The 20158-nt window shown below is 40.7% G+C and carries 18 protein-coding genes; 17 read left to right on the plus strand and 1 reads right to left on the minus strand.

All coding sequences use genetic code 11. The features are described 5' to 3' along the window. The first annotated feature begins 290 nt into the window (after window positions 1–290). From OCV77_RS08055 to OCV77_RS08120, 14 genes are all read left to right on the plus strand, one after another. Window positions 291–1637, plus strand: a complete 1347-nt coding sequence (locus OCV77_RS08055) for an ATP-binding protein (protein ID WP_262574518.1) — start codon at window positions 291–293, stop codon at window positions 1635–1637. Between the two features lie 398 nt (window positions 1638–2035). Next, window positions 2036–3334: an ATP-binding protein gene (locus OCV77_RS08060; RefSeq protein ID WP_262574519.1), complete on the plus strand. Its 1299-nt coding sequence runs from the start codon at window positions 2036–2038 to the stop codon at window positions 3332–3334. A 59-nt stretch (window positions 3335–3393) separates the two neighbouring features. Next, window positions 3394–4305: a hypothetical protein gene (locus tag OCV77_RS08065; protein ID WP_262574521.1), complete on the plus strand. Its 912-nt coding sequence runs from the start codon at window positions 3394–3396 to the stop codon at window positions 4303–4305. 274 nt (window positions 4306–4579) lie between these two features. Further along, window positions 4580–4927, plus strand: coding sequence for a TnpV protein (locus OCV77_RS08070; protein WP_055147149.1), 348 nt, complete (start codon window positions 4580–4582; stop codon window positions 4925–4927). Window positions 4928–5050: 123 nt separating this feature from the next. Further along, the gene (locus OCV77_RS08075; RefSeq protein ID WP_242849371.1) at window positions 5051–6850 is read left to right on the plus strand and encodes a DNA primase family protein; all 1800 of its coding nucleotides are present in this window, start codon (window positions 5051–5053) and stop codon (window positions 6848–6850) included. Between the two features lie 159 nt (window positions 6851–7009). Further along, complete coding sequence (locus tag OCV77_RS08080; protein ID WP_055147146.1) at window positions 7010–7954, plus strand: ParM/StbA family protein; 945 nt, start codon at window positions 7010–7012, stop codon at window positions 7952–7954. Then, the gene (locus OCV77_RS08085; RefSeq protein ID WP_055147143.1) at window positions 7951–8397 is read left to right on the plus strand and encodes a hypothetical protein; all 447 of its coding nucleotides are present in this window, start codon (window positions 7951–7953) and stop codon (window positions 8395–8397) included. Before OCV77_RS08080 ends, OCV77_RS08085 begins: the two co-directional genes overlap by 4 nt. An 803-nt stretch (window positions 8398–9200) precedes the next feature. Continuing rightward, complete coding sequence (locus OCV77_RS08090) at window positions 9201–9581, plus strand: plasmid mobilization protein (RefSeq protein WP_055147136.1); 381 nt, start codon at window positions 9201–9203, stop codon at window positions 9579–9581. Continuing rightward, window positions 9530–10771: a relaxase/mobilization nuclease domain-containing protein gene (locus tag OCV77_RS08095; protein WP_242849370.1), complete on the plus strand. Its 1242-nt coding sequence runs from the start codon at window positions 9530–9532 to the stop codon at window positions 10769–10771. Before OCV77_RS08090 ends, OCV77_RS08095 begins: the two co-directional genes overlap by 52 nt. After that, window positions 10707–11396 carry a DUF6040 family protein gene (locus tag OCV77_RS08100; protein WP_242849369.1) on the plus strand — a complete coding sequence of 230 codons (690 nt, stop codon included), beginning with the start codon at window positions 10707–10709 and terminating at the stop codon, window positions 11394–11396. Before OCV77_RS08095 ends, OCV77_RS08100 begins: the two co-directional genes overlap by 65 nt. Window positions 11397–11638: 242 nt before the next feature. Beyond that, on the plus strand, window positions 11639–12661 hold the full coding sequence (locus OCV77_RS08105; RefSeq protein WP_081016865.1) for a helix-turn-helix domain-containing protein: 1023 nt from the start codon (window positions 11639–11641) through the stop codon (window positions 12659–12661). Between the two features lie 112 nt (window positions 12662–12773). Further along, a complete protein-coding gene (locus OCV77_RS08110) occupies window positions 12774–13544 on the plus strand; it encodes a hypothetical protein (protein ID WP_055147130.1) in 771 nt (256 codons plus the stop codon). Between the two features lie 72 nt (window positions 13545–13616). Beyond that, entirely contained in the window at window positions 13617–15434 is a 1818-nt protein-coding gene (locus OCV77_RS08115) for an ABC transporter ATP-binding protein (RefSeq protein WP_055147127.1), read from the plus strand. After that, window positions 15427–17175 carry an ABC transporter ATP-binding protein gene (locus OCV77_RS08120; RefSeq protein ID WP_055147124.1) on the plus strand — a complete coding sequence of 583 codons (1749 nt, stop codon included), beginning with the start codon at window positions 15427–15429 and terminating at the stop codon, window positions 17173–17175. Before OCV77_RS08115 ends, OCV77_RS08120 begins: the two co-directional genes overlap by 8 nt. 180 nt (window positions 17176–17355) lie before the next feature. Here the strand turns inward: OCV77_RS08120 and OCV77_RS08125 are convergent, their stop codons facing one another. After that, complete coding sequence (locus OCV77_RS08125) at window positions 17356–17916, minus strand: helix-turn-helix domain-containing protein (protein ID WP_055147120.1); 561 nt, start codon at window positions 17914–17916, stop codon at window positions 17356–17358. Between the two features lie 357 nt (window positions 17917–18273). On the opposite strand from OCV77_RS08125, the gene OCV77_RS08130 reads away from it, so the two are divergent. The 3 genes from OCV77_RS08130 to OCV77_RS08140 all read left to right on the plus strand — a co-directional run bounded on the left by OCV77_RS08130 (window position 18274) and on the right by OCV77_RS08140 (window position 20142). After that, on the plus strand, window positions 18274–18423 hold the full coding sequence (locus OCV77_RS08130) for a hypothetical protein (protein ID WP_242858392.1): 150 nt from the start codon (window positions 18274–18276) through the stop codon (window positions 18421–18423). Window positions 18424–18523: 100 nt separating this feature from the next. Then, the gene (locus tag OCV77_RS08135) at window positions 18524–18718 is read left to right on the plus strand and encodes a hypothetical protein (protein ID WP_004841353.1); all 195 of its coding nucleotides are present in this window, start codon (window positions 18524–18526) and stop codon (window positions 18716–18718) included. A 200-nt stretch (window positions 18719–18918) separates the two neighbouring features. Further along, window positions 18919–20142: a site-specific integrase gene (locus tag OCV77_RS08140; protein ID WP_055147117.1), complete on the plus strand. Its 1224-nt coding sequence runs from the start codon at window positions 18919–18921 to the stop codon at window positions 20140–20142. Window positions 20143–20158 lie beyond the last annotated feature (16 nt).

Raw genomic sequence — 20158 nt, forward strand, 5'->3', positions numbered from 1 at the left:
CTTTAGTACCATATAAAGATCTTATCAGCGACTATCTGCCTGCGTTTGAGACAACGCTTGCAGGGAATTTTTAAATCTAGGTTTTAGAATGAGCGGAAGGCAATTTAGGTTGCCTTCCCTTTCTTTTTCTGCCGTTTTCTGGATGATTGCATGAAATAAACAGTGTTTATATACCGATACACGAAAAAGTAAATCAATTTAGTGGAGCAATAAAAACGGGGCAAAATTCATATGATAAAATTGAAAAAACGGGGCAAAAGAGGTATTGTTAAAAAGGGAGGAGAAAATTTATGTATAGAAAAGACTCCATTATCATAGAAGAATGGTTGAAAAGTTCTGATAAAGCATTATTGGTGACAGGAGCCAGACAGATTGGAAAGACCTGGCTTATAAGAGAGGAAATTGCCAAAAGCGGATATCGCAAGTTTGAAGTAAATTTCATAGATCAGCCGGATCTGATAGATTATCTCAATGTCAAAATGAGTGCGGATGAGTTTCTGGTGAAATTAAAAATGATTATGCCGGAAGATTGTAAGCCACAGGAAACTGTCGTTTTTTTTGATGAGATACAGAAATGTCCGGAAATAGTGACAAAGATAAAGTTTCTTGTCGAAGAAGGCAGCTTCAAATATGTAATGAGCGGATCCTTATTAGGAGTAGAGCTTAAGGGAATAGCGTCGGTTCCGGTGGGATATTTAACGTTCCTAAGAATGTATCCTATGGATTTTGAAGAATTCATGATAGCGAATAATGTGTCAAAAACAACTTTGGAAATGTTGAAAGAAAAATTTGAAGCATACCAGCCGGTGGATGAATTCATACACCAAAAGCTATTGTCTCTGTTTTTTATCTACCTTATTGTTGGAGGCATGCCAGATGCGGTAAAAAGCTATATTGCTACAAAAGATATTCGGGAGGTGGATAAAGTACAACGGGATATCGTAGCGCTATACAAAGAGGATTTCTCTCAATATGAGAGTGAAGATAAAAAACTAAAATTGATATCTATTTATGATATCATTCCGGCAGAATTAAACAAACAGAATAAAAAGTTTGTATTTACAATGCTGGACAAAGAGCTAAAGTTTGACAGATATGAAAACAGTTTTTTGTGGCTGAAAGATGTCGGAGTCGCGTTGCCGGTATATAACGTGGAAGCTCCCATTATTCCTCTCAAAGCGAGCAAGAGCAGCAATGTGTTTCGGCTTTTCTCCAATGACACCGGATTGCTTACCAGTGCATATCCGGCGGAAACCAAACTGGAACTGATCAATAAAAACAGCGAAGTAAATAACGGCGCTCACTTTGAAAATGCTGTGATCCAGCAATTAACTTCCAATGGTCTGGAACCCTATTTCTGCAAAAAGAAAAATATAGGGGAACTGGATGTTCTGGTCGAAATGGAGGGAAAAGTGGTTCCAATTGAGGTAAAATCCGGGAAAGCCTACAAGGTACACAAAGCCTTGGATAACTTTATGAAAATTCCCGATTATCATATTGAGAAGGCATATGTTTTATCGGTAGCAAATGTGGAACAGGAGGGAGCCGTAGTATATCTTCCTGTCTATATGTGCTATCTCTTAAAAGAACGGAAAATTGGAAAGCTAATAGTGAATCTGGATATGGAAGGGTTATAACGTTGGAAGAAGTGATAAAACGATAAATCGGGATTGTGCGCCCAGACAAGCGTTGCTTTCCAGAATCTCATCTACGACTATTACAGCAAGGAACTGTCAGAATTACATCAATGAAACAAAACCTGACGGAACCGTTGTAACCAGATTCACGCCGATTGCGGCCAAATTGAATGACTGGCTGAAGGCCGAATTGTTTTCAGAAATGATTGATAAACTTTCGTGAAGTGTGGGAAATAAAACAAACCTATGATACATGGAAATGATAATTACAATGTAAAAAATGATGGTATAGTTACGAAGTTCGATGTAAAAAATGTGATAAACGAGCAAAAGTTCGTTGTACTTTTTGTAAATATGTCTTATGATACATTTATATAGAGAATAATGGAGGTGCAAGTATGTACCGGACTGCGATTGAAAAGCTGTTAAAATGGAAACAAAATAAACATCGAAAGCCCATGATTATAGAAGGAGCACGTCAGGTTGGTAAGACCTGGTTGATGAAGGAGTTTGGACAACAGGCATATGCAGATACTGTATATATCAATTTTGATTCCAATTCCAGAATGGCAGAATTATTTGCTTCTGATCTGGATACAGAGCGTCTGATCATGGGATTGGAATTGTATGCAGGACACAAAATTGATCCTGACAATACCTTATTGATCTTCGATGAAGTACAGGAAGTTCCAAGGGCGCTTTCTTCACTTAAATATTTTTATGAAAATGCGCCGCAGTATCATATTGTGTGTGCAGGTTCCTTACTTGGCATTGCTCTGCATCAGGGAACATCTTTTCCAGTTGGCAAGGTAGATTTCATGAATCTTTATCCTCTTTCTTTCAGAGAGTTTCTGATGGCAAATGGGCAGGAAAGATTTGCTGAACTGATTGACAAACGGGATTTTCAAATGATCACAAGTTTTAAGCTGACATATATTGACGCACTGAAACACTATTATTATGTTGGTGGTATGCCTGAAGCTGTGCAAAGCTTCGCAGAGAATAAAGATTTTAATGAGGTTCGCGAAATTCAAAGGCGGATTCTTATGGCCTATGAACAGGATTTCTCAAAGCATGCACCTAATGAAATCGTTCCGAGATTACGTATGATATGGAACAGTATTCCTTCTCAGTTGGCGAAGGAAAATAAGAAGTTTATTTATGGCCTTGTCAGGGAAGGGGCTCGTGCGAAGGATTATGAGGCGGCAATTATGTGGCTCAGTGATTGTGGACTTGTTCATAAAATCAGCCGTGTCAATACGGCAGGTATTCCTTTGCGGGCTTATGAGGACCTGAAGGCATTTAAACTGTTTGTAGTGGATGTTGGACTTCTTGGCTGTATGGCCGGACTGCGTCAGCATACGCTGCTTGATGGAAATGATCTTTTTGTAGAATTTAAAGGCGCACTGACAGAGCAATATGTTTGCCAGCAGTTAAAAAATATTGAGGATTTGGATATTTATTATTACACCAATGACAGAGGCTCCTGCGAGATTGACTTTGTGGTTGACACAGGAGGAAAGATTGTCCCAGTTGAAGTAAAAGCAGAGGTAAATCTCAGAGCGAAGAGTTTGAAGAGTTATCAGGAAAAATTTTCACCTGAAATATCTGTTCGTACATCTATGGCAGATTATAAAAAAGAAGAATGGCTCGTCAATCTGCCATTGTATGCGATAGACCAGATTACTGCGTTTTAATATTCTGTGGGGCTACTTCAAGAAAGAAGCTGGAAGAAATACTGGAGTACAGATAGGACATGGAGAGCGTGAAAAAAGAGACAGCATATTATCATCTTCCCGGGTTGTTTGAATTTTATGAGTTTTACAGTGTCTTTTTACCGCTGTTTTATGATCACCGGGAATATTTTTATGACTGGTGTGAAATTGGATCTGTCTATGGGGCACCCTCGGACTGTATCTGGGGCGGTGGACGGACATCCTTTGGAGATCATGACCCTTTGGAGGCTCTTTCTCTCATGGAGAAATATGGAATTTCTGCCAGACTGACTTTCAGCAATTCGTTACTTACAGAAGGACATCTTTCAGATAAAAAATGCAATGACCTCTGCAGACTGTTTGATGCGGGCAGCAAAATCAGAAATGGAGTTATTATTCATTCGGGTCTACTGCTGGATTACTTAAAAGAAAAGTACCCAAATCTCTATTTTGTTTCTTCTACGACCAAAGTGCTGACAGATTTTCAGCGGTTCAGAGAAGAAGTGGAAAGATCAGATTTCCTGTATGTAGTGCCGGATTTCCGATTAAATAAAGCCTTTGTCAGGTTGCAGACACTGACAGAGGAGCAAAGGGACAAGGTAGAATTTCTGTGTAATGAGTGCTGTTTCTTTGGGTGTAAAGACAGAAAACGCTGCTACGAAGCAGTCAGTAGAAAGAATCTGGGGGAAGTCTGTCCTGATTTTTCCTGCAAGGCACCGGATATCAGGGAGGGTTATCGCTTTTCCAAAGCAATGGAAAATCCGGGATTTATCGGTATTGACGACATAAGGAATGTGTATCTGCCTATGGGATTTTCCAACTTCAAGATTGAAGGCCGGGGACTTGGCAGTGCACTGATACTGGAGTTTCTTCTTTATTATATGACAAAGCCGGAGTATCAGCTTCGGGTCAGGGAAGAAATCTACCTTGATAATATGCTGGATCTGTTTTAAAAGAGATCTTCCTGTCAGGTGGGGCGGAGGAAAAGCTTTTCCAGGAAATATGCGTAACTCATAGATTTCACAGAAGTTTCACAAATAATTAGCACTCAACTGTTGATAATGGAAGTCGATTTTTGTCCTGCTTTGTGTATCGCAGAAATGCCTATTTTACGGGCTTTCTGAGCAATCAGTCATTTTGTCTGGTATCGTAGAATATCGTCAAATGAATTGCAAATGGTGTAAATTTGGTGTAAAAAATCAGAGAAAAAAGGAGAGTGCTAATAAAATGGAACTGACTTATACGAATGTAAATGGATATCTGATTCCGAACCTTACCTACAAATCTGGTGATCAGATGGAGCAGCTTGGTAAATATGGATTCTTACGCAGAGATTATCTGAAGAATCACCGTAATTCCTTGTATCAGGTGATGCTGTTGCAGGATACAATCGGTGAGCATCTGCTGGAAGTGGACAAGGCTGCCAGAGAACGGGAAGAAGTTATTCTGAAGCAGTTGGAGGAAAAAGAGCCTTTGCCGGATAAGGAGAAAGACCAGATGGCATGGGTAAGAGCAGCTAATCAGCACAGAGCAGTTGCAGAAGAAATTATTTTGAAGGAATTGATCTACGTGTAAGATTGAGGAATACAGTAAGTAACAGATAAATTGATAGTAAACAGAATATTGTGAGCAGATAAGGCGTGAGTCATAGAAATGTGGCCCACGTCTTTTCTTTTGCTCTGAGGGGAAGTGATGAATATGAACAAGAAGTTCCTAAAGCATTATATGGAGACAGAACCGGAAGGGACTGCACAGAAATATATTTTTCTGGTGGATAATCAGGAGATTGCGTTAAATATCATAATTTCCGGTTATCAGTCCCTTTATTTAGTGCAGGAAGAAGAGGACGGTTATTACAGTATAGATGGATTTGTCGATGAAATGCGTTCGATGCAGTTTCAGGGAAGCTGTCAAAGCTCCTATCACTATGTGGCAGCCTGTACAGTCAAATGGATGAATGACCGGATACTGGAATTCTGCAAGGATGCCGGACTGGACGGAAAATCCGGGTGGCAGTTGTTCAAAGAAAAAGAGTATCTTGGAAATTTTGACAATAAGCAGGAGCTTGGTAAAGTTCTTGAGCAGTTTATCCTGCGGTTTGAACGGGAACCGAAGAACGATCCGGAATTAAGCCGGTTCCACAAGTTTGATTCCAAAGGGAAAGTCACCGGTGTACGGGATATGGAGATTGTGGATTATATTGTGGAAAATGTGAGCTTCTTCGTAAGGGGAGAGATTCCCTATTATTATGAGCATGGTGTTTTTATCGAGGATGCCAGAGGTGTGAAGCTGAAATACCGGATTCAAAAGCTGATTTACCGGGATCAGGTCAACAGCAGCACCATCCAGAGAGTTTATAATCTCTTGATTACGCAGCCACAGATTTACCGGAATTCGTATGAGCTGAATAAGCAGCCAGCCCACTGGATCAATTTCAAAAATGCTTATTATGATGTACTGACAGATGAGCTGGTAGAGCATGATCCGAAGTATCTGACTATCAATCAGATCCCCTTCCCATATTATCCGGAGGACAGGGAAAAAGTCCTGGGAGGTGGAGAAAATATCAGAAAGTATCTGGATTCTTCCATACCGGATAAGGTGGAACAGCAGATGTTCTGGGAGTATTTCGGATATTGCATGACAACAGACACCCAGTTCCAGAAATTCCTGATGCTGAAAGGAAATGGAGGTACCGGAAAGTCCGTTGCAGTTGCACTGATCCAGCACGTGATCGGAAATGAGAATACGTCCAGTATCTCATTGCAGGACTTGAACAAACGGTTTTATGCTACCGGGATGTATGGAAAGCTGTTAAATGCCTGTGCAGATATCCCATGCAAGGCAATGGATACAACCGATGTGCTGAAAAAGGCAGTTGGTGAAGATACACTTTTGTATGAGAAAAAAGGAAAAGATGCGGTCTTTTATAAGGCATATGCAAAGCTACTTTTTTCAACCAACGAAATGCCGCAGAATCTGGAAGACAAATCCGATGCTTTCTACCGGAGACTCCTTGTTTTGGATATGAACCAGATGATTCCAAGAGAGGAAAAAGATATCCGGCTGAAAGAAAAGATCAAGGCAGAAGCGGACTATGCGATTCATATGGCAGTGACAGCATTGAAAGATGTTTATGATCGTGGGGAACTTATCGAAAGCGAACACAGCAAAGAATGCGTCTGGGAACTGCGGCGGTTATCAGACAGTGTATGTGCTTTCCTGGAGGAGAAACTGGTGAAGGAAAAAGGAAAGCGGCTGAAACGCAGCGACGTGTTCCGGATGTACGAGGAATACTGCGAGGACAATGGCCGTCAGGGACATGCAAAATCAGGATTTTTTAAAAATATGGAGGGCAAAGGGTTTCAGGCAAGGAAATATAACGGCGATTACTGTTATCAGGATATTGCTGTACGGGAAGAAGATTTCCAGCCTCTGGAAGCAGGGGACAGGACTCCCTTTGAGGAACACTCTGAACAATTAAAATTGAATATATGACAGATGGTTTGGGGCATTTGGGGCAAAAAAGGCAAAAATGAACGAGGTCAGGACAGGGCAAAAAAATAAAAAGGCTGTCAGGAGGTTCAAAAAAATGCCCTTTTTGCCCCAGCTGTGCTTTTATCAATAAAAATAAAGAAGAAAGAATGAGGTATGATTATGAGAATGATGAAAACAAACAAAAACGAGACAATTATGGTGATTGGGATTGACCATGGTTATGGCAACATGAAAACTGCAACCAGATGTTTTCCATCCGGTGTAGCCAGATATGAGAAGGAGCCAATCTTTCAGAATAACCTTCTTGTTTACCATGGTATGTTTTACCAGATCGGTGAGGAGCATAAGGAGTTCTGTGCGGAGAAAACGCAGGACGAGGATTATTATGTGCTGACACTGGCGGCTATCGCAAGGGAACTTGATGGGAAAGGAATGGATCAGGCAAAGGTACACATTGCAGCCGGACTTCCGCTTACCTGGGTAGCTACACAGAAAGAAGATTTCCAGAAATATCTTCTCAAGAATGAAAGCGTGGATTTTATATTCCGCAATAAAGAGTATCATGTAGAGTTTGCAGGAGCTGATATTTACCCACAGGGATTTGCAGCAGCCTTTTACCGCTTACAGGATTTCAAAGGTATCAATATGCTGGCAGATATTGGAAACGGAACTATGAACATCATGTATATCAACAATTCTCGCCCGGTGGAGAAGAAATGCTATACAGAGAAATATGGAACACATCAGTGTGTACTTGCTGTTAGGGAATCTTTGTTGAAAGAACTGGGAACAGTGGTAGATGATCTGGTGATCGAGCAGGTGATCCGCACCGGGACGGCAGATATTGGTGAAAAATATCTTTCGGTTATTCGTAAAGCTGCCGGAGATTATACGAAAGAAATCTTCCATAAGCTGAGAGAACGGGAATACAACCCGGAGCTGATGCGTTTATATGTAGTTGGCGGTGGTGGTTGTATGATCCAGAACTTCGGGGAATATGACAAAGACAGAGTAACGATTGTACGGGATATCTGTGCAACCGCAAAAGGATATGAAGCTATGACGGTGAGAAAAATTCAGAAAAACGGAGGAATGCTGGTATGAGAAAAGAACGGAGAATTATCAACACCAATATTCGGTTGAACCTGTGTGATGAACAGGATAGGAAAGCATGGGAATATCTTCAGACCATGGACAGGCAGAAATATAAATCCTATACAAAAGCAGTTGTGGCAGCGTTGAATGATTATTTTGCCAGAGAATATCGAAATAAAGAAGATCCATATCTGGAAACTAGAGAAAAGGAAGACGCTTTTCTGGAAAGAGTGGAGACAGCTATCCGGAATGGAGTGAAAGAATCTGTTCCGATGGCTATGGCAAAGAATTTATTTGAGATGCTTGCACCATTTGTGAAAGAATCAGCAGGAGAAAAAGAATTGTCCGATCTGACAGAAGAAAAGGAAAGTGAGCAGCACACGGAAGATATAACGGACTGGGAACAGGAAGCAGATTTGGATGCGGCATTGGATTTTGCGGATAGTTTTTAAGTAGTTGCAAATGAAATTGGAAAAATTGATGGATGAGGTCTTCGATATCGTCAAAAAGGTAAAATAGCAGAAAGAATGGAGCTAAATAACAGGATATCACAGTTCCATAAAAACAAAATAACAGAGAAAGCAGTGGCAGTGATGGCATTTTTCGGAGAGAAAATCCTGGAGATGTTCATGACTGCCAATTTTTATGCTTTTAAACAGAAAAAAGGTGAATCGAAAGGAAAAGAACAGAAATAAAAAGAAATCTGGCAGAGAAAGTGGCAGCCAGGGCGAAAAAGAATGGAGTGCCGGATACGGCACATGATTGTCCGATACTTCGCATCGGAGTGGCGTGTGAAAAGCCTGCTCCGGAAATATGGAAAACTCTACAAAGGGGAGTATTCCAGCTTTCCTACGCAGCCTTCCCACACACCACAAAACCACCGTCATCAGCCGCTTTTTATTCTGGAAGATGCCGCAGGGGACATGGCGATCCGATTCTTACAGTGGGCGGCAGATGACAGGCAAGTTTCGCAAAGTGGCAAGCCACTATGCACCGGAGCCAGCCTTGGGGCTGTTCCTAAACTTGCCAGAGGGCTCTGCCCCTTGGAACCCCGGCACGTCAATGGCGTAAGTAATCCTGCAAAATGTCCACAGGACATTCCTTCGGAAGACTTACTGATTGACTAGGACGCTGTCCTGCACCTGTATAAGGGAGCGTTGCACTCCCTTATATATCCCCTGCTAATTTACCAGCCGGAAATGTTATGGCTGATTCTATTTATGGAAAAAGGAATGAAGAAAGGAGTCGAAAATTTATGCGAAAACGAAATTATACAGTAACAATACGAATGAATAAGGCAGAGTATGACCTGCTTCAAAGCAAAGTAAAAGAATCCGGGCAAACCCAACAAGCGGTTGTACTCCATGCAATAGCAGATTTAAAAATTGAATCCGCAGAGGAAGTGGAAGAATTGAAAAAGCTAAACCAGATGCTTGCAGAGACACTAAGCCAGCTCCGTGGTGCGGCTACGAATATCAATCAGATCACACGGAAGCTAAATTCAGACGGTGTTATGCCAATGGAAGAAGTTTTGTATTACCTGAATCGGAATATCCTCAAATACCGGAAGGAGAGTGAAAAGATATGGCTATTAATAAGACGGTTAATAAGCGGACAAATTCTCATGGAGCAATGAAAAACTGTATGGAATATGTACTGCGTCAGGACAAGACCAATGAACAGCTTGCCTATGTGACTGGCCCATACTGCTATGATGAGATCAACTATGATCTGGTGTACCGCACGTTCCTGGAAGAAAAAAAGCTGTGGAATAAGGATTCCGGCAGAATGTATGCTCACAATATTATCTCCTGGCATAAGGATGAACAGATCACACCGGAGCAGGCATTTGAATTTGGAAAAGAATTTGCAGAAAAGTGGTTTCCGGGATTTCAGACCTTAGTGGCAGTCCATAAAGACAAAGACCATATTCACTGCCATCTGGTGACCAATTCTGTCAGTTATGAAGATGGGAGAAAGCTGCACAGTACAAAAAGAGATCTGGAAAGGATGAAGCAGCTCACAAACCAGATGTGCCGGGAACGGGGAATGACAGTTGTGGAAAAGGGAAAACATTTTGATGGTAGCCAGATCGAGAAAGGGGAGGTCATTGCGTGGAGCAAAGATAAATATAATCTGTTCCGTCAACAGGTAAAGGACAGTTTTGTAGCGGACTGTGCAATGGCAGTATTAAAAGCACTGGAAAATTGTATCAGTAAAGAACAGTTTATAGAAAAAATGAAACAGTTCGGATGGAGGGTGAACTGGACGGAAAAGCGAAAGCATATCACATTCCAAAATCAGGATGGGAAGAAGGTGCGTGATAGCAATCTGTCCAAAACGTTTCATCTGGATATCAGTAAGGAGGCGTTGGAGCATGAATTTAATGGAAATTACGAAAGGGTACGAGCCGAAGCAGAACGAACAGCAGGAACAGATGAAGAACTTGTCGGATACTACCGACAAGTGGAAACTGCTTGCGAAGGAGCAGGCGACATCACTGGAGCTGGTAACGAAAGAGAGGGACGAGTTACAGGTGAGAAATCAGAAGATGAACGAGTTTATCCTGGAATTTCAGAAAAGAACACACAGTCTGAAAATGGAAAAACAGCAGCTATTCTTCGAGAATCACGAAATGCAAGAAGAAATGCAGAAGTCGAATGCCGAAATTCAGCAGATGACAGAAGAATTGTCCGAAATGCGGAAACTCAATCAGTCTTTACAGCAGAGCAACGACGATTTGAGGAACAGAAACGGATTGATGACCAGGAGCGAGCAAGAGCAGCTCGAAGAAGAAATAAAAGACGTTCGGAACCAGAACTCTAAATTAAAAATACGGGTGAACCAATCATCTGTGGAAGCGGTTGAACAGGCACAGCAGAAGCAGGAAGAAGCAGAAAAACAGGCAAGGCAGGCAGAGAATCAGGCGGAAAGAGAAAGAAAACAGGCAGATGTGGAGATACAAAGAGCCAGGAGAAAAGCAAAATCAGAAGTTGAGGATATGAGAGAAAGGCAGTTTTTCTGGGATTGGGGATATCTTTGTGTCATTTTCTTTTCGTTTATTCAGAATGGAGCATTTCAGAGGGATTTATTGCAGCTTATCACGGTGCCAATCAATTGGTGCAGGGGATATGTGGCATGGTTTGAACAGCTGGATTATATTGGATATTCTGCAGGAGAGGTGATTTTTGAACGAATATTTTCAAGTGCTGTGATTATGGCAGGAATTGTCGGGTGCGTACTTCTTGTATGGGGTGGAATTGAGCAGTATAGAAAGATATGGGATGAGATTTATAAAATGGTTTTGATAGCCAGTATTTCCTTTATTGTGGTATTAGGAAACTTGATACGGGAATATTTGCCATTTAATTTGCTGTTTGTGATTTTGGTCATAAATGTAGGGGCTGTTCTGATTAGAATATATTTGAATAATAAGAATGTTGGTTATTGAACGATAAAGCGAATTTATTTGCTATAATGAATTTCTATATTTTCTTGTCAGTCAGGCCTAACGATGTTACACTGAAAGCGTATAGAAACTCAAACGATGTTACCTATTGTAGGAACTGGAGCTTTACAAGGTAACATTTTTTTATATGAGAAGGTATGATGAAGCTAATTATTGAAGGAGACAAGCTATGAAAGAGGAGACAAAAGTAAGAACAGCAACGGAAGAAAGTGGACAGGTGTAAAATGAGAATAGTAACAGCAGCGGACAATCCATATAAGATTGCTGGAGATATACTTTTGGCATCTTCGGAAGTGAAAGCGGATTTCAGAAGTGTTGATTTATATGGAACTTCTGTCCGAAGAAAAAAAGAAGATACGATATGTTCAAGATTTCATCTTGAGAATGAAAGTGGTACAGGAGATATCGTAGTATATCAGACATTTCCAGGAATGGAGTTGGTCTATAATGATATGCATATGGAATATTGTAATAAGATGCAGAGTCCACGTACTGGATTTATTGAAATTAATTATTGTCGGGAGGGGCGGTGTGAGTGTGCGTTTGGAGAGCGTAGTTATTGCTATATGGCAGCGGGAAATTTATCCATCTGTACCTTGCATAGGAAATCACATACATCAACATTTCCTACTTCCCATTATCATGGGATAACGATAACGATTGATTTGGAAGGAATTACAGATGAGATGGGAAGAATCTTGAAACTTCTTTCTATTAATCTTACTCAAATTTCAGAGTTTGCAGGAAAACAGGATTTTTATATGGTTCGTGCAAATGAAACTGTACAACATATATTTTCGGAATTATATACCGTTCAGGAACATATAAAGCCTAGTTATATTAGAATAAAGCTTCTGGAACTTTTATTGATATTAACAGAAATGGATTTTGACAGGATTAAGAACGACTATGTTTATTTTTCAAAATCGCAAAGGAACTGTACCAGACAGATTCATGATTTTATTGTAGAACATATCAAAGAACATTATACAATTGAGGAGTTGGCAGAGCGTTTTGAAATATCACCAACGGCAATGAAACGTTGTTTTAAGGGAATGTATGGCGCACCTGTTTATGCGTATCTCCGGACTTATCGTTTACAAATTGCTGAAAAATTATTACGGGAGGGGAGTTTATCTGTAGGTGAAATTGCAACAGAAATAGGATATACAAATCCAAATAAATTTACTTCGGCATTTCGAGGTGAATATGGAATGACACCGACGGAGTATAAAAAGAATGTCTGATTGGATAGAATCCAGTCTGACAGGTCATTGAGTTTTATATTAGTACCAGATAAAATATGCATTAGTTAGATAAGACTGACTAATGCATATTTTTTGATTTAGGAGGATTATAATGAAACAGAGAAAACTATTAACAAGCTTGTTTTTAGCAGCGACTTTGTCTATTTCTTTATTGACAGGTTGTGGAAATACAAGCAGCAGTACATCTGAAACAAAGCAAACAGAAAGCAGTGTTACAGACGAACAGACTACGAGCGTACAGAAGGAAAGTGGAACTGATGAGAATCAGAAGGCAGCAGATCAACTTTTAAGTGATCTGAAAGGTACTTATCAGGAACTGTGGCCGGTTATTCTAGCAGATGAATACGATCAGCTGTGGCTGGATGACAGTGCTTCAATTGTAGGAGAGGATAATGCTCAGGCGGCTGTTGAAAAGATGTCTTCTATGGTAACTGGAACAGTCACTGGTGAAGAAGCAGTGGAAACTTACAAGGATAGAAATATGGCATACGACTGTGAATTTTTACAGAATATAGATCGATTTACGTTTGACGGAACAACAATATCAGGTGTGGATGAAAATGGGAATGATATATTCAGCCATTCTTATCATTACGTAGGTATGGAAGAAACGCGTGGTCTGTACATTTACGAAAGTGATGATGCTGATTCCGGCGAGTTTACCTATTTCTGTATCGCTCCGGATACGATGAAAACAACATGGCATATTGAATTCAGATATGGCAGTGATCTGGATGCACTGGAAAAGTATGACGCAGGTGAATATGCTTATTGGCTGGCAGCAGGAATTTCTGTTGACTATACGCAAGCAGATGTTGAGAATTGTATACAACTATTCTGTAAAGAGAATCTGTCTGAATAGTAAATGAATTTGAGTCGGTGGAAATTGGAAAGAGTCTGATACCACCGACTTTTTTTAGGAGGATATAAGATCATGAATAAAAAGAAAAATCCTGAACTATCTCGGATGTTTGAATTTGCAGGGAACCGACACTGGTTGACCATTGCCGGATGTATTCTGGCAGGACTGTCCACGATACTTTCTATGATTCCCTTTGTCTGCATCTGGTTTGTGATTAGGGATATCTTACATGCAATGGTGCAGGGGAATATTTCTCTGGCAGCATCCAGCGGACATTATGCATGGCTCGCTGTGGCATTTTCAATGCTTAGCATTTTTTTGTATTTTGTAGCACTATGTTGTTCACACTTGGCAGCGTTTCGCACAGCAACCAATATGAAAAAAGAAGCTATGCATCATATTGTTACATTACCACTTGGATATTTCAGTCAGAATGCCAGTGGCAGACTTCGGAAAATTATTGATGATAATGCTGGACTGACCGAAGGGTTTCTGGCACACCAGTTACCGGATCTAACTGGTGCAGTTGTTATGCCGGTTGCAGTTATCATTTTGTTGTTTGTCTTTGATTGGAGACTTGGAATTTGTTGTCTGCTTCCGTTGGTCATCAGCGTATTTTTTCTGAAAAAAATGATGGGTGGAGATAATGCAGATTTTATGTCTGGATACATGACTGCCTTAGAAACAATGAACAAAGAAGCGGTTGAATTTGTCCGTGGAATCCCGGTTGTAAAGGTATTTCAGCAAACTGTGTATTCTTTCAAAAACTTTCACGCTGCGATTGAAGAATACAAAAAATATGCCAGCGGATATGCAATCTGCTGTCGTATTCCACTGACCGGATTTAATGTTACTTTAAATGGAACTTTCATTTTATTGATTCCGGCAGCAGTGTTGATTCTTACGGGTGCAAGTGGACAGGCTGACAGTCAGAAGCTGTTTTTGGATTTCCTGTTTTATAGTCTGTTTACACCGATTTGCACGACAATGATGAACCGTATCATGTTTGCAAGCGAACAATTGATGGCAGCCAAAAGTGCGATAAGCAGAATTGAAGCTGTTTTACAGGAGAAACCACTCGAAGAATCCAATACTCCAAAACAGCCAAAGGATGCTTCCGTTGTATTTCAGGATGTTTCCTTTACTTATCAGGGCACTGAGAAAAAAGCACTGGATCATGTGAGCTTCGAAATTCCGTCAGGAAAAACCATTGCATTAGTCGGAGCTTCCGGCAGTGGTAAATCTACAGCGGCAAGTCTGATCCCACGTTTTTATGATGTGCAGGAAGGCGCTGTTCTGGTTGGCGGTGTAGATGTTCGTGAGATTGCAAAAAATGATCTGATGGAGCAGATTGCATTTGTATTCCAGAATACACGCCTGTTTAATGACACTTTACTAGAAAATATCAGAGCTGCCAGACCGGAGGCCACACGTGATGAGGTATTGAAAGCAGCGGGAGCAGCCCAGTGCAAAGATATCATAGACAGACTCCCAAATGGGCTCGATACTGTGGTTGGAAACGGAGGAACTTATCTGTCCGGTGGTGAAAATCAGCGTATTGCATTAGCCCGTGCAATTCTCAAGGACGCACCGATTATCGTACTTGATGAAGCGACTGCTTTTGCAGATGCAGAAAATGAACATCAGATCCAGCTTGCCTTTGAAGGATTGACCCGTGGAAAAACAGTACTTATGATTGCACATCGTCTGTCTACGATTCAGAATGCAGACACGATTCTCGTGTTTGGTGATGGAAAAATCGTAGAATGTGGCAATCATCAGGAACTTGTGAATCAAAATGGCATTTATGCATCGATGTGGAAAGAGTATCAGACACAGATTACCTGGAAGGTTGGAAAATCTGTGGGAAAGGAAAAAAAACATGATTAACAGATTGCAGAAAAAATATGCTCTGAGCGATCAGGGTGCAAAAGATCTTTTTAAAGCAATTGTTTACTCTGTACTGGCAAATATCAGCTTGATGCTTCCAGTTGCTTTACTTGCAATAGTATTAAATGCGATGCTTCCGGTGGCTCTTGGAATGGAAGATAAAACGGCAGGGCTTGCATGGTATACAGCTGCAGGAATTATCATTTTAGTTATTATTTTTATTTTTCATTATTTGCAATATACAAAAGCTTATATTGGTACCTATGAGGAAAGTGAACGTAGACGTATTACACTTGCAGAAAAGCTTAGGACGTTGCCACTTGGATTTTTCCATGAACGTGATCTTGCTGATCTGACAAGTACAATTATGGGTGACTGTGCAAGCTTTGAACATGCATTTTCCCATACTGTTCCTCAGTTCTTTGGAGCATTGATCTCGACAGCGATTGTGTGTATCGTACTTTTGATTATGAACTGGAAAATGGGACTGGCACTGCTATGGGTTGCACCGGTGGCATTTGCAATCGTACTGCTTTCACGAAAATGGCAGGAGAAGCTTGGAAAGAAATATATGACGGAAAGAATGAATCTGTCAGAAGGAATCCAGGAATGTCTGGAAACCGTACAGGATATCAAAGCGTGTAATCAGGAGAATACTTATCTTAAGAAACTGGATGCAAAAATGGATATAGCAGAGAAAGCACAGATTTCCAGCGAGATGGTCAGCGCAAGTCTAGTTACAACCGGTCAGATGATCTTAAGACTTGGTCTTGTAACTGTGATCGTTGTGGGAAGTTCTCTAATCTTACATGGAAAGATCAGTCTGTTTACGTATATTCTGTATCTGATCGCAGCCTCACGCCTGTACGATCCGCTTTCCGGAGCTATGGCAAATATGGCTGAACTCTTTGGTGCAAATTTACAGGTTAATCGTCTGAAAGAGATTCAGGAATATCCTTTAGAAAGCGGACAAAAAGACTATCACACCAAGGGCTATGACGTAACCTTTGACCATGTGAAATTTTCTTATGAAGAAGGAAAGCCGGTCTTAAAGGATGTATCATTTACTGCGAAACAGGGACAGGTAACCGCATTAGTCGGACCATCCGGCGGTGGTAAGAGTACTGTAGCAAAACTTGCCGCAAAATTCTATGACCTGGATGGAGGAAAGATTACACTTGGTGGCGTTGATATCGCAAAACTTGATTCGGTTGCATTGATGAAAGATTTCTCGATTGTATTTCAGGATGTTGTCCTGTTCAATAATACAATTATGGAAAATATTCGTGTTGGACGAAAAGGCGCAAGTGATACAGACGTTATTGCAGCAGCAAAGGCAGCAAAATGTCATGAATTTATCGAAAATTTACCGCAGGGTTATCAGACAGTAATAGGAGAAAATGGTTCTACGCTTTCCGGTGGAGAGTGCCAACGTCTTTCCATTGCTCGTGCACTTTTAAAAGATGCGCCTGTTATTTTGCTGGATGAAGCAACTGCTTCTTTAGATGTGGACAGTGAAACACAGATACAGGAAGCAATATCTGAACTGGTCAGTGGAAAGACAGTTCTGGTAATCGCTCACAGGATGAGAACGATTGAAGCAGCGGATCAGATCGTTGTTCTGGATAAAGGTGTTGTGGCAGAAAAAGGAAACCATGATACGCTTATGAAGAAAAATGGTCTATATCGTAAGTTAGTTGATCTGCAGACGGAAGCGGCAAACTGGAAACTTAATATATAATTTGTAGTGATGCTGGTTTAAGTTTCGCTAAGTTTCACATGTACAAATAGATGCGAGAAATCCAATAGAGAATATGTACAAAAGGCATTGAAAACCATGGAACCATTGGTTTTACAGTGCCTTTTTTTGAGTAAAGAGAAAAATTCAGTAAATTTAAGTTTTGCTAAGGTTCACTAAGTTCTATTCTTTTGATTTTCGCCACTGTTTTGACGGCTCTCGTTTACCACAATCATCACAGGTCTGCGGCCAGTTGATTTTCCATTCAAAATATTCATTTCGGGTTATCTCGCCAGATTTTAGTTCTTCTTTTCTAAGTGTCCATTCTTTCAGAAAATCATTGAGAACCCCATAATTAAACCACATACCAACAGGTGGATGTGCAGGCCAGCTATCAGAATCATGGTAGCGGATAGCGGTATCGTCGCTGGAATTTGATTTTTCACCCGGATAAGTCTCTAACTGAAAGAGATTGATCATGCCGGGATTAAATTCATCCATCCAGAACAGAATTTCCATCAGCTCAGAAGCATTCATCGTAGTTGGTTCATGTAGTGTCAGTGGGTTCACATCCAGAATTTTAGCCATTTCAGTCACCAGATCTTTACGGGGAACCCGGTAGTTGGTTTCGTATTGGGCAAGGCGGTTTGCACCCTTATCGCCCCAACCGAGAGCGGCACCGAGTTCAGCCTGTGTCATATTCCGGAATGTCCGAATTTTTTTAATTTTATCACCAATTGTCATATCAGATTTCCTGCTTTCTATTTGATAAGTCTATTTTACTATCAAAAGCTCAGAATGTAAACAGAAACATTCGCAACAAAGCGAATGAAATGCTTGACATTAACATTAAAGCGAAATATAATAACAGCATAATCAATATTCGCATAAAAGCGAATAAACAAAGCGGGGATGAAAAAATCAAATTTTTTTATGAAAAATATGACCTTATTGCCTCTGCCACGTGTGATTAGTAGAAAAAGGTTTTGAATAGGAATTCAAGAGCTTTTTATGTACCTTGAAAATTAAATGAGCTGTATAGGTACCCTTAGAGGTTTAAAGGACAACACAGAATTCCACCGCTGTACCAGAGAGTAGCATGTGGAAGTCGAAGATACTCCGGCAACGGCTGGCAGGCTCGAGAAGGAGCTGGCAGCATTCAGAAAAATTCTGATAGAGGTCAAATGTAACGTTGACACCGCCTGTACGAATGGAAGCCAACACGCCGAACAGAAGAAAATTCATCATTAGACAACATCGAAAACGACAGAAGAAGGTACTGACAACGGGCATGAAACCGCTGTCTGGGAGGTGATGCAGAAGAATACGGAGGAAAGGAGGTATGTGCATCATGAGAAAGACAACAGAGTATAACACAGAAAATCGTCTGACTGTGGATATTGAAGGTTTAATGGCAATGCTATCCTGCGGTGCAGTCACAGCAAGAAAAATCGCAGACTGTGCAGAAGCAAAGATCATTGTTGGCAGACGTGTTCTCTATAACGTGGATAAGATAAAAAAATATCTTGATGCAATGGCAGTGTAATGGACGAGAACAGGAGAAAACAACGAATTTCCTTCGGAATGAGAGTGCAAAGAAAAATTGGTGTTTTTCAAGAATTTACCCTTGGAAATCCTAAAATATTATGTTAATCTGTGAGCAGATATCAGACAGATTATGACTGATACGAACAGGACAAAAATCATTCCGAATAACAAACAACGAATGTGAAAGGAATGATTAGTATGGCAAGAAAAGACAACAAAGGCAGAAATTTAAGAACAGGAGAGAGCCAGCGATCAGATGGACGTTATATGTATCGCTACAAAGATGAGATTACCGGAAAGCGGATAACAATCTATGATATGGATCTTGCGAGCCTGAGAGAACAGGAAAAAAAGGTCAATAAAGATATGGATGATCAGCTTATTACAGACACATCTGTAAAGAAGCTGACGGTAAATGGCTTGTTTGAACGGTATATGGCAACGACGAATATCCGGGAAAGAACGAAGAAGAATTATATCGGTATGTGGAATCACCGGGTGCGTAATACACTGGGAAATATTCGTGTGGTAGATTTTAAGACCTCTCATGTACGGACATTTTTTTCGCAGCTGTCAGATGAAGGGCTGGCACACAGTACGATCAAAGGCTTTTATGCTATGCTTAACCCAAGTTTTGAGATGGCAGTAGCAGACGAGATTATCCGAAAGAATCCGGTTACAGGAACACTTGGAGATTATGGTGCCCCGGCAAAAGAAAAAGAAGCATTGACTTTGGAACAGCAGGAAAAACTTCTGAAATTTGTGGAGAATAGTAAGGTATATAAACCACATCTTCCAATGATGCAGATTATGTTCGGGGCTTGTCTGAGAGTGAGTGAAACAATTGGATTGACCTGGTCGGATGTAGATATGAAGAACAGGGAAATCCATGTGGGAGGTCAGCTTGTTTACTATGAAGGTGATGAAGGCTATTGTTTCCATGATTCTGAAACCAAAACGGATGCGGGCATCAGAACGATACCGATGACGCAGACTGTGTATGACGCATTTCGTAAGCAGAAGGAATTGAATCTGATGCTGGGATTGCAGAGTAATGTAGAGATTGGTGGACGTAGTGGATTCATCTTCAATACAAAACATGGACGTCCGATCATGCCGGCAGGTGTAAACAGTTTCCTAAAGAACATTGTAAATGCTTATAACAAAAAGGAAACGGCATTGGCAGCCCAGGAAAACAGAGAACCTGAGCTGATGCCTCATATATCTGCTCATACGCTTCGGCATACGGGCTGTACCAGATTGGGTGAAAACAATGTCAATCCGAAAGTCATGCAGTATGTGATGGGACATTCCGATGCAAAGATTACGATGAACGTATATAACCATATCGCCGAAATGTCTCATGTAGAAAATGAAATGTCAAAAATGAACCTGCCAGATGCTGTACCAGCAGTGGTGTAAATTCAGGTCACTGGTG

The organism is Suilimivivens aceti (genome assembly GCF_025567405.1).
Taxonomy (GTDB): domain Bacteria; phylum Bacillota; class Clostridia; order Lachnospirales; family Lachnospiraceae; genus Suilimivivens; species Suilimivivens aceti.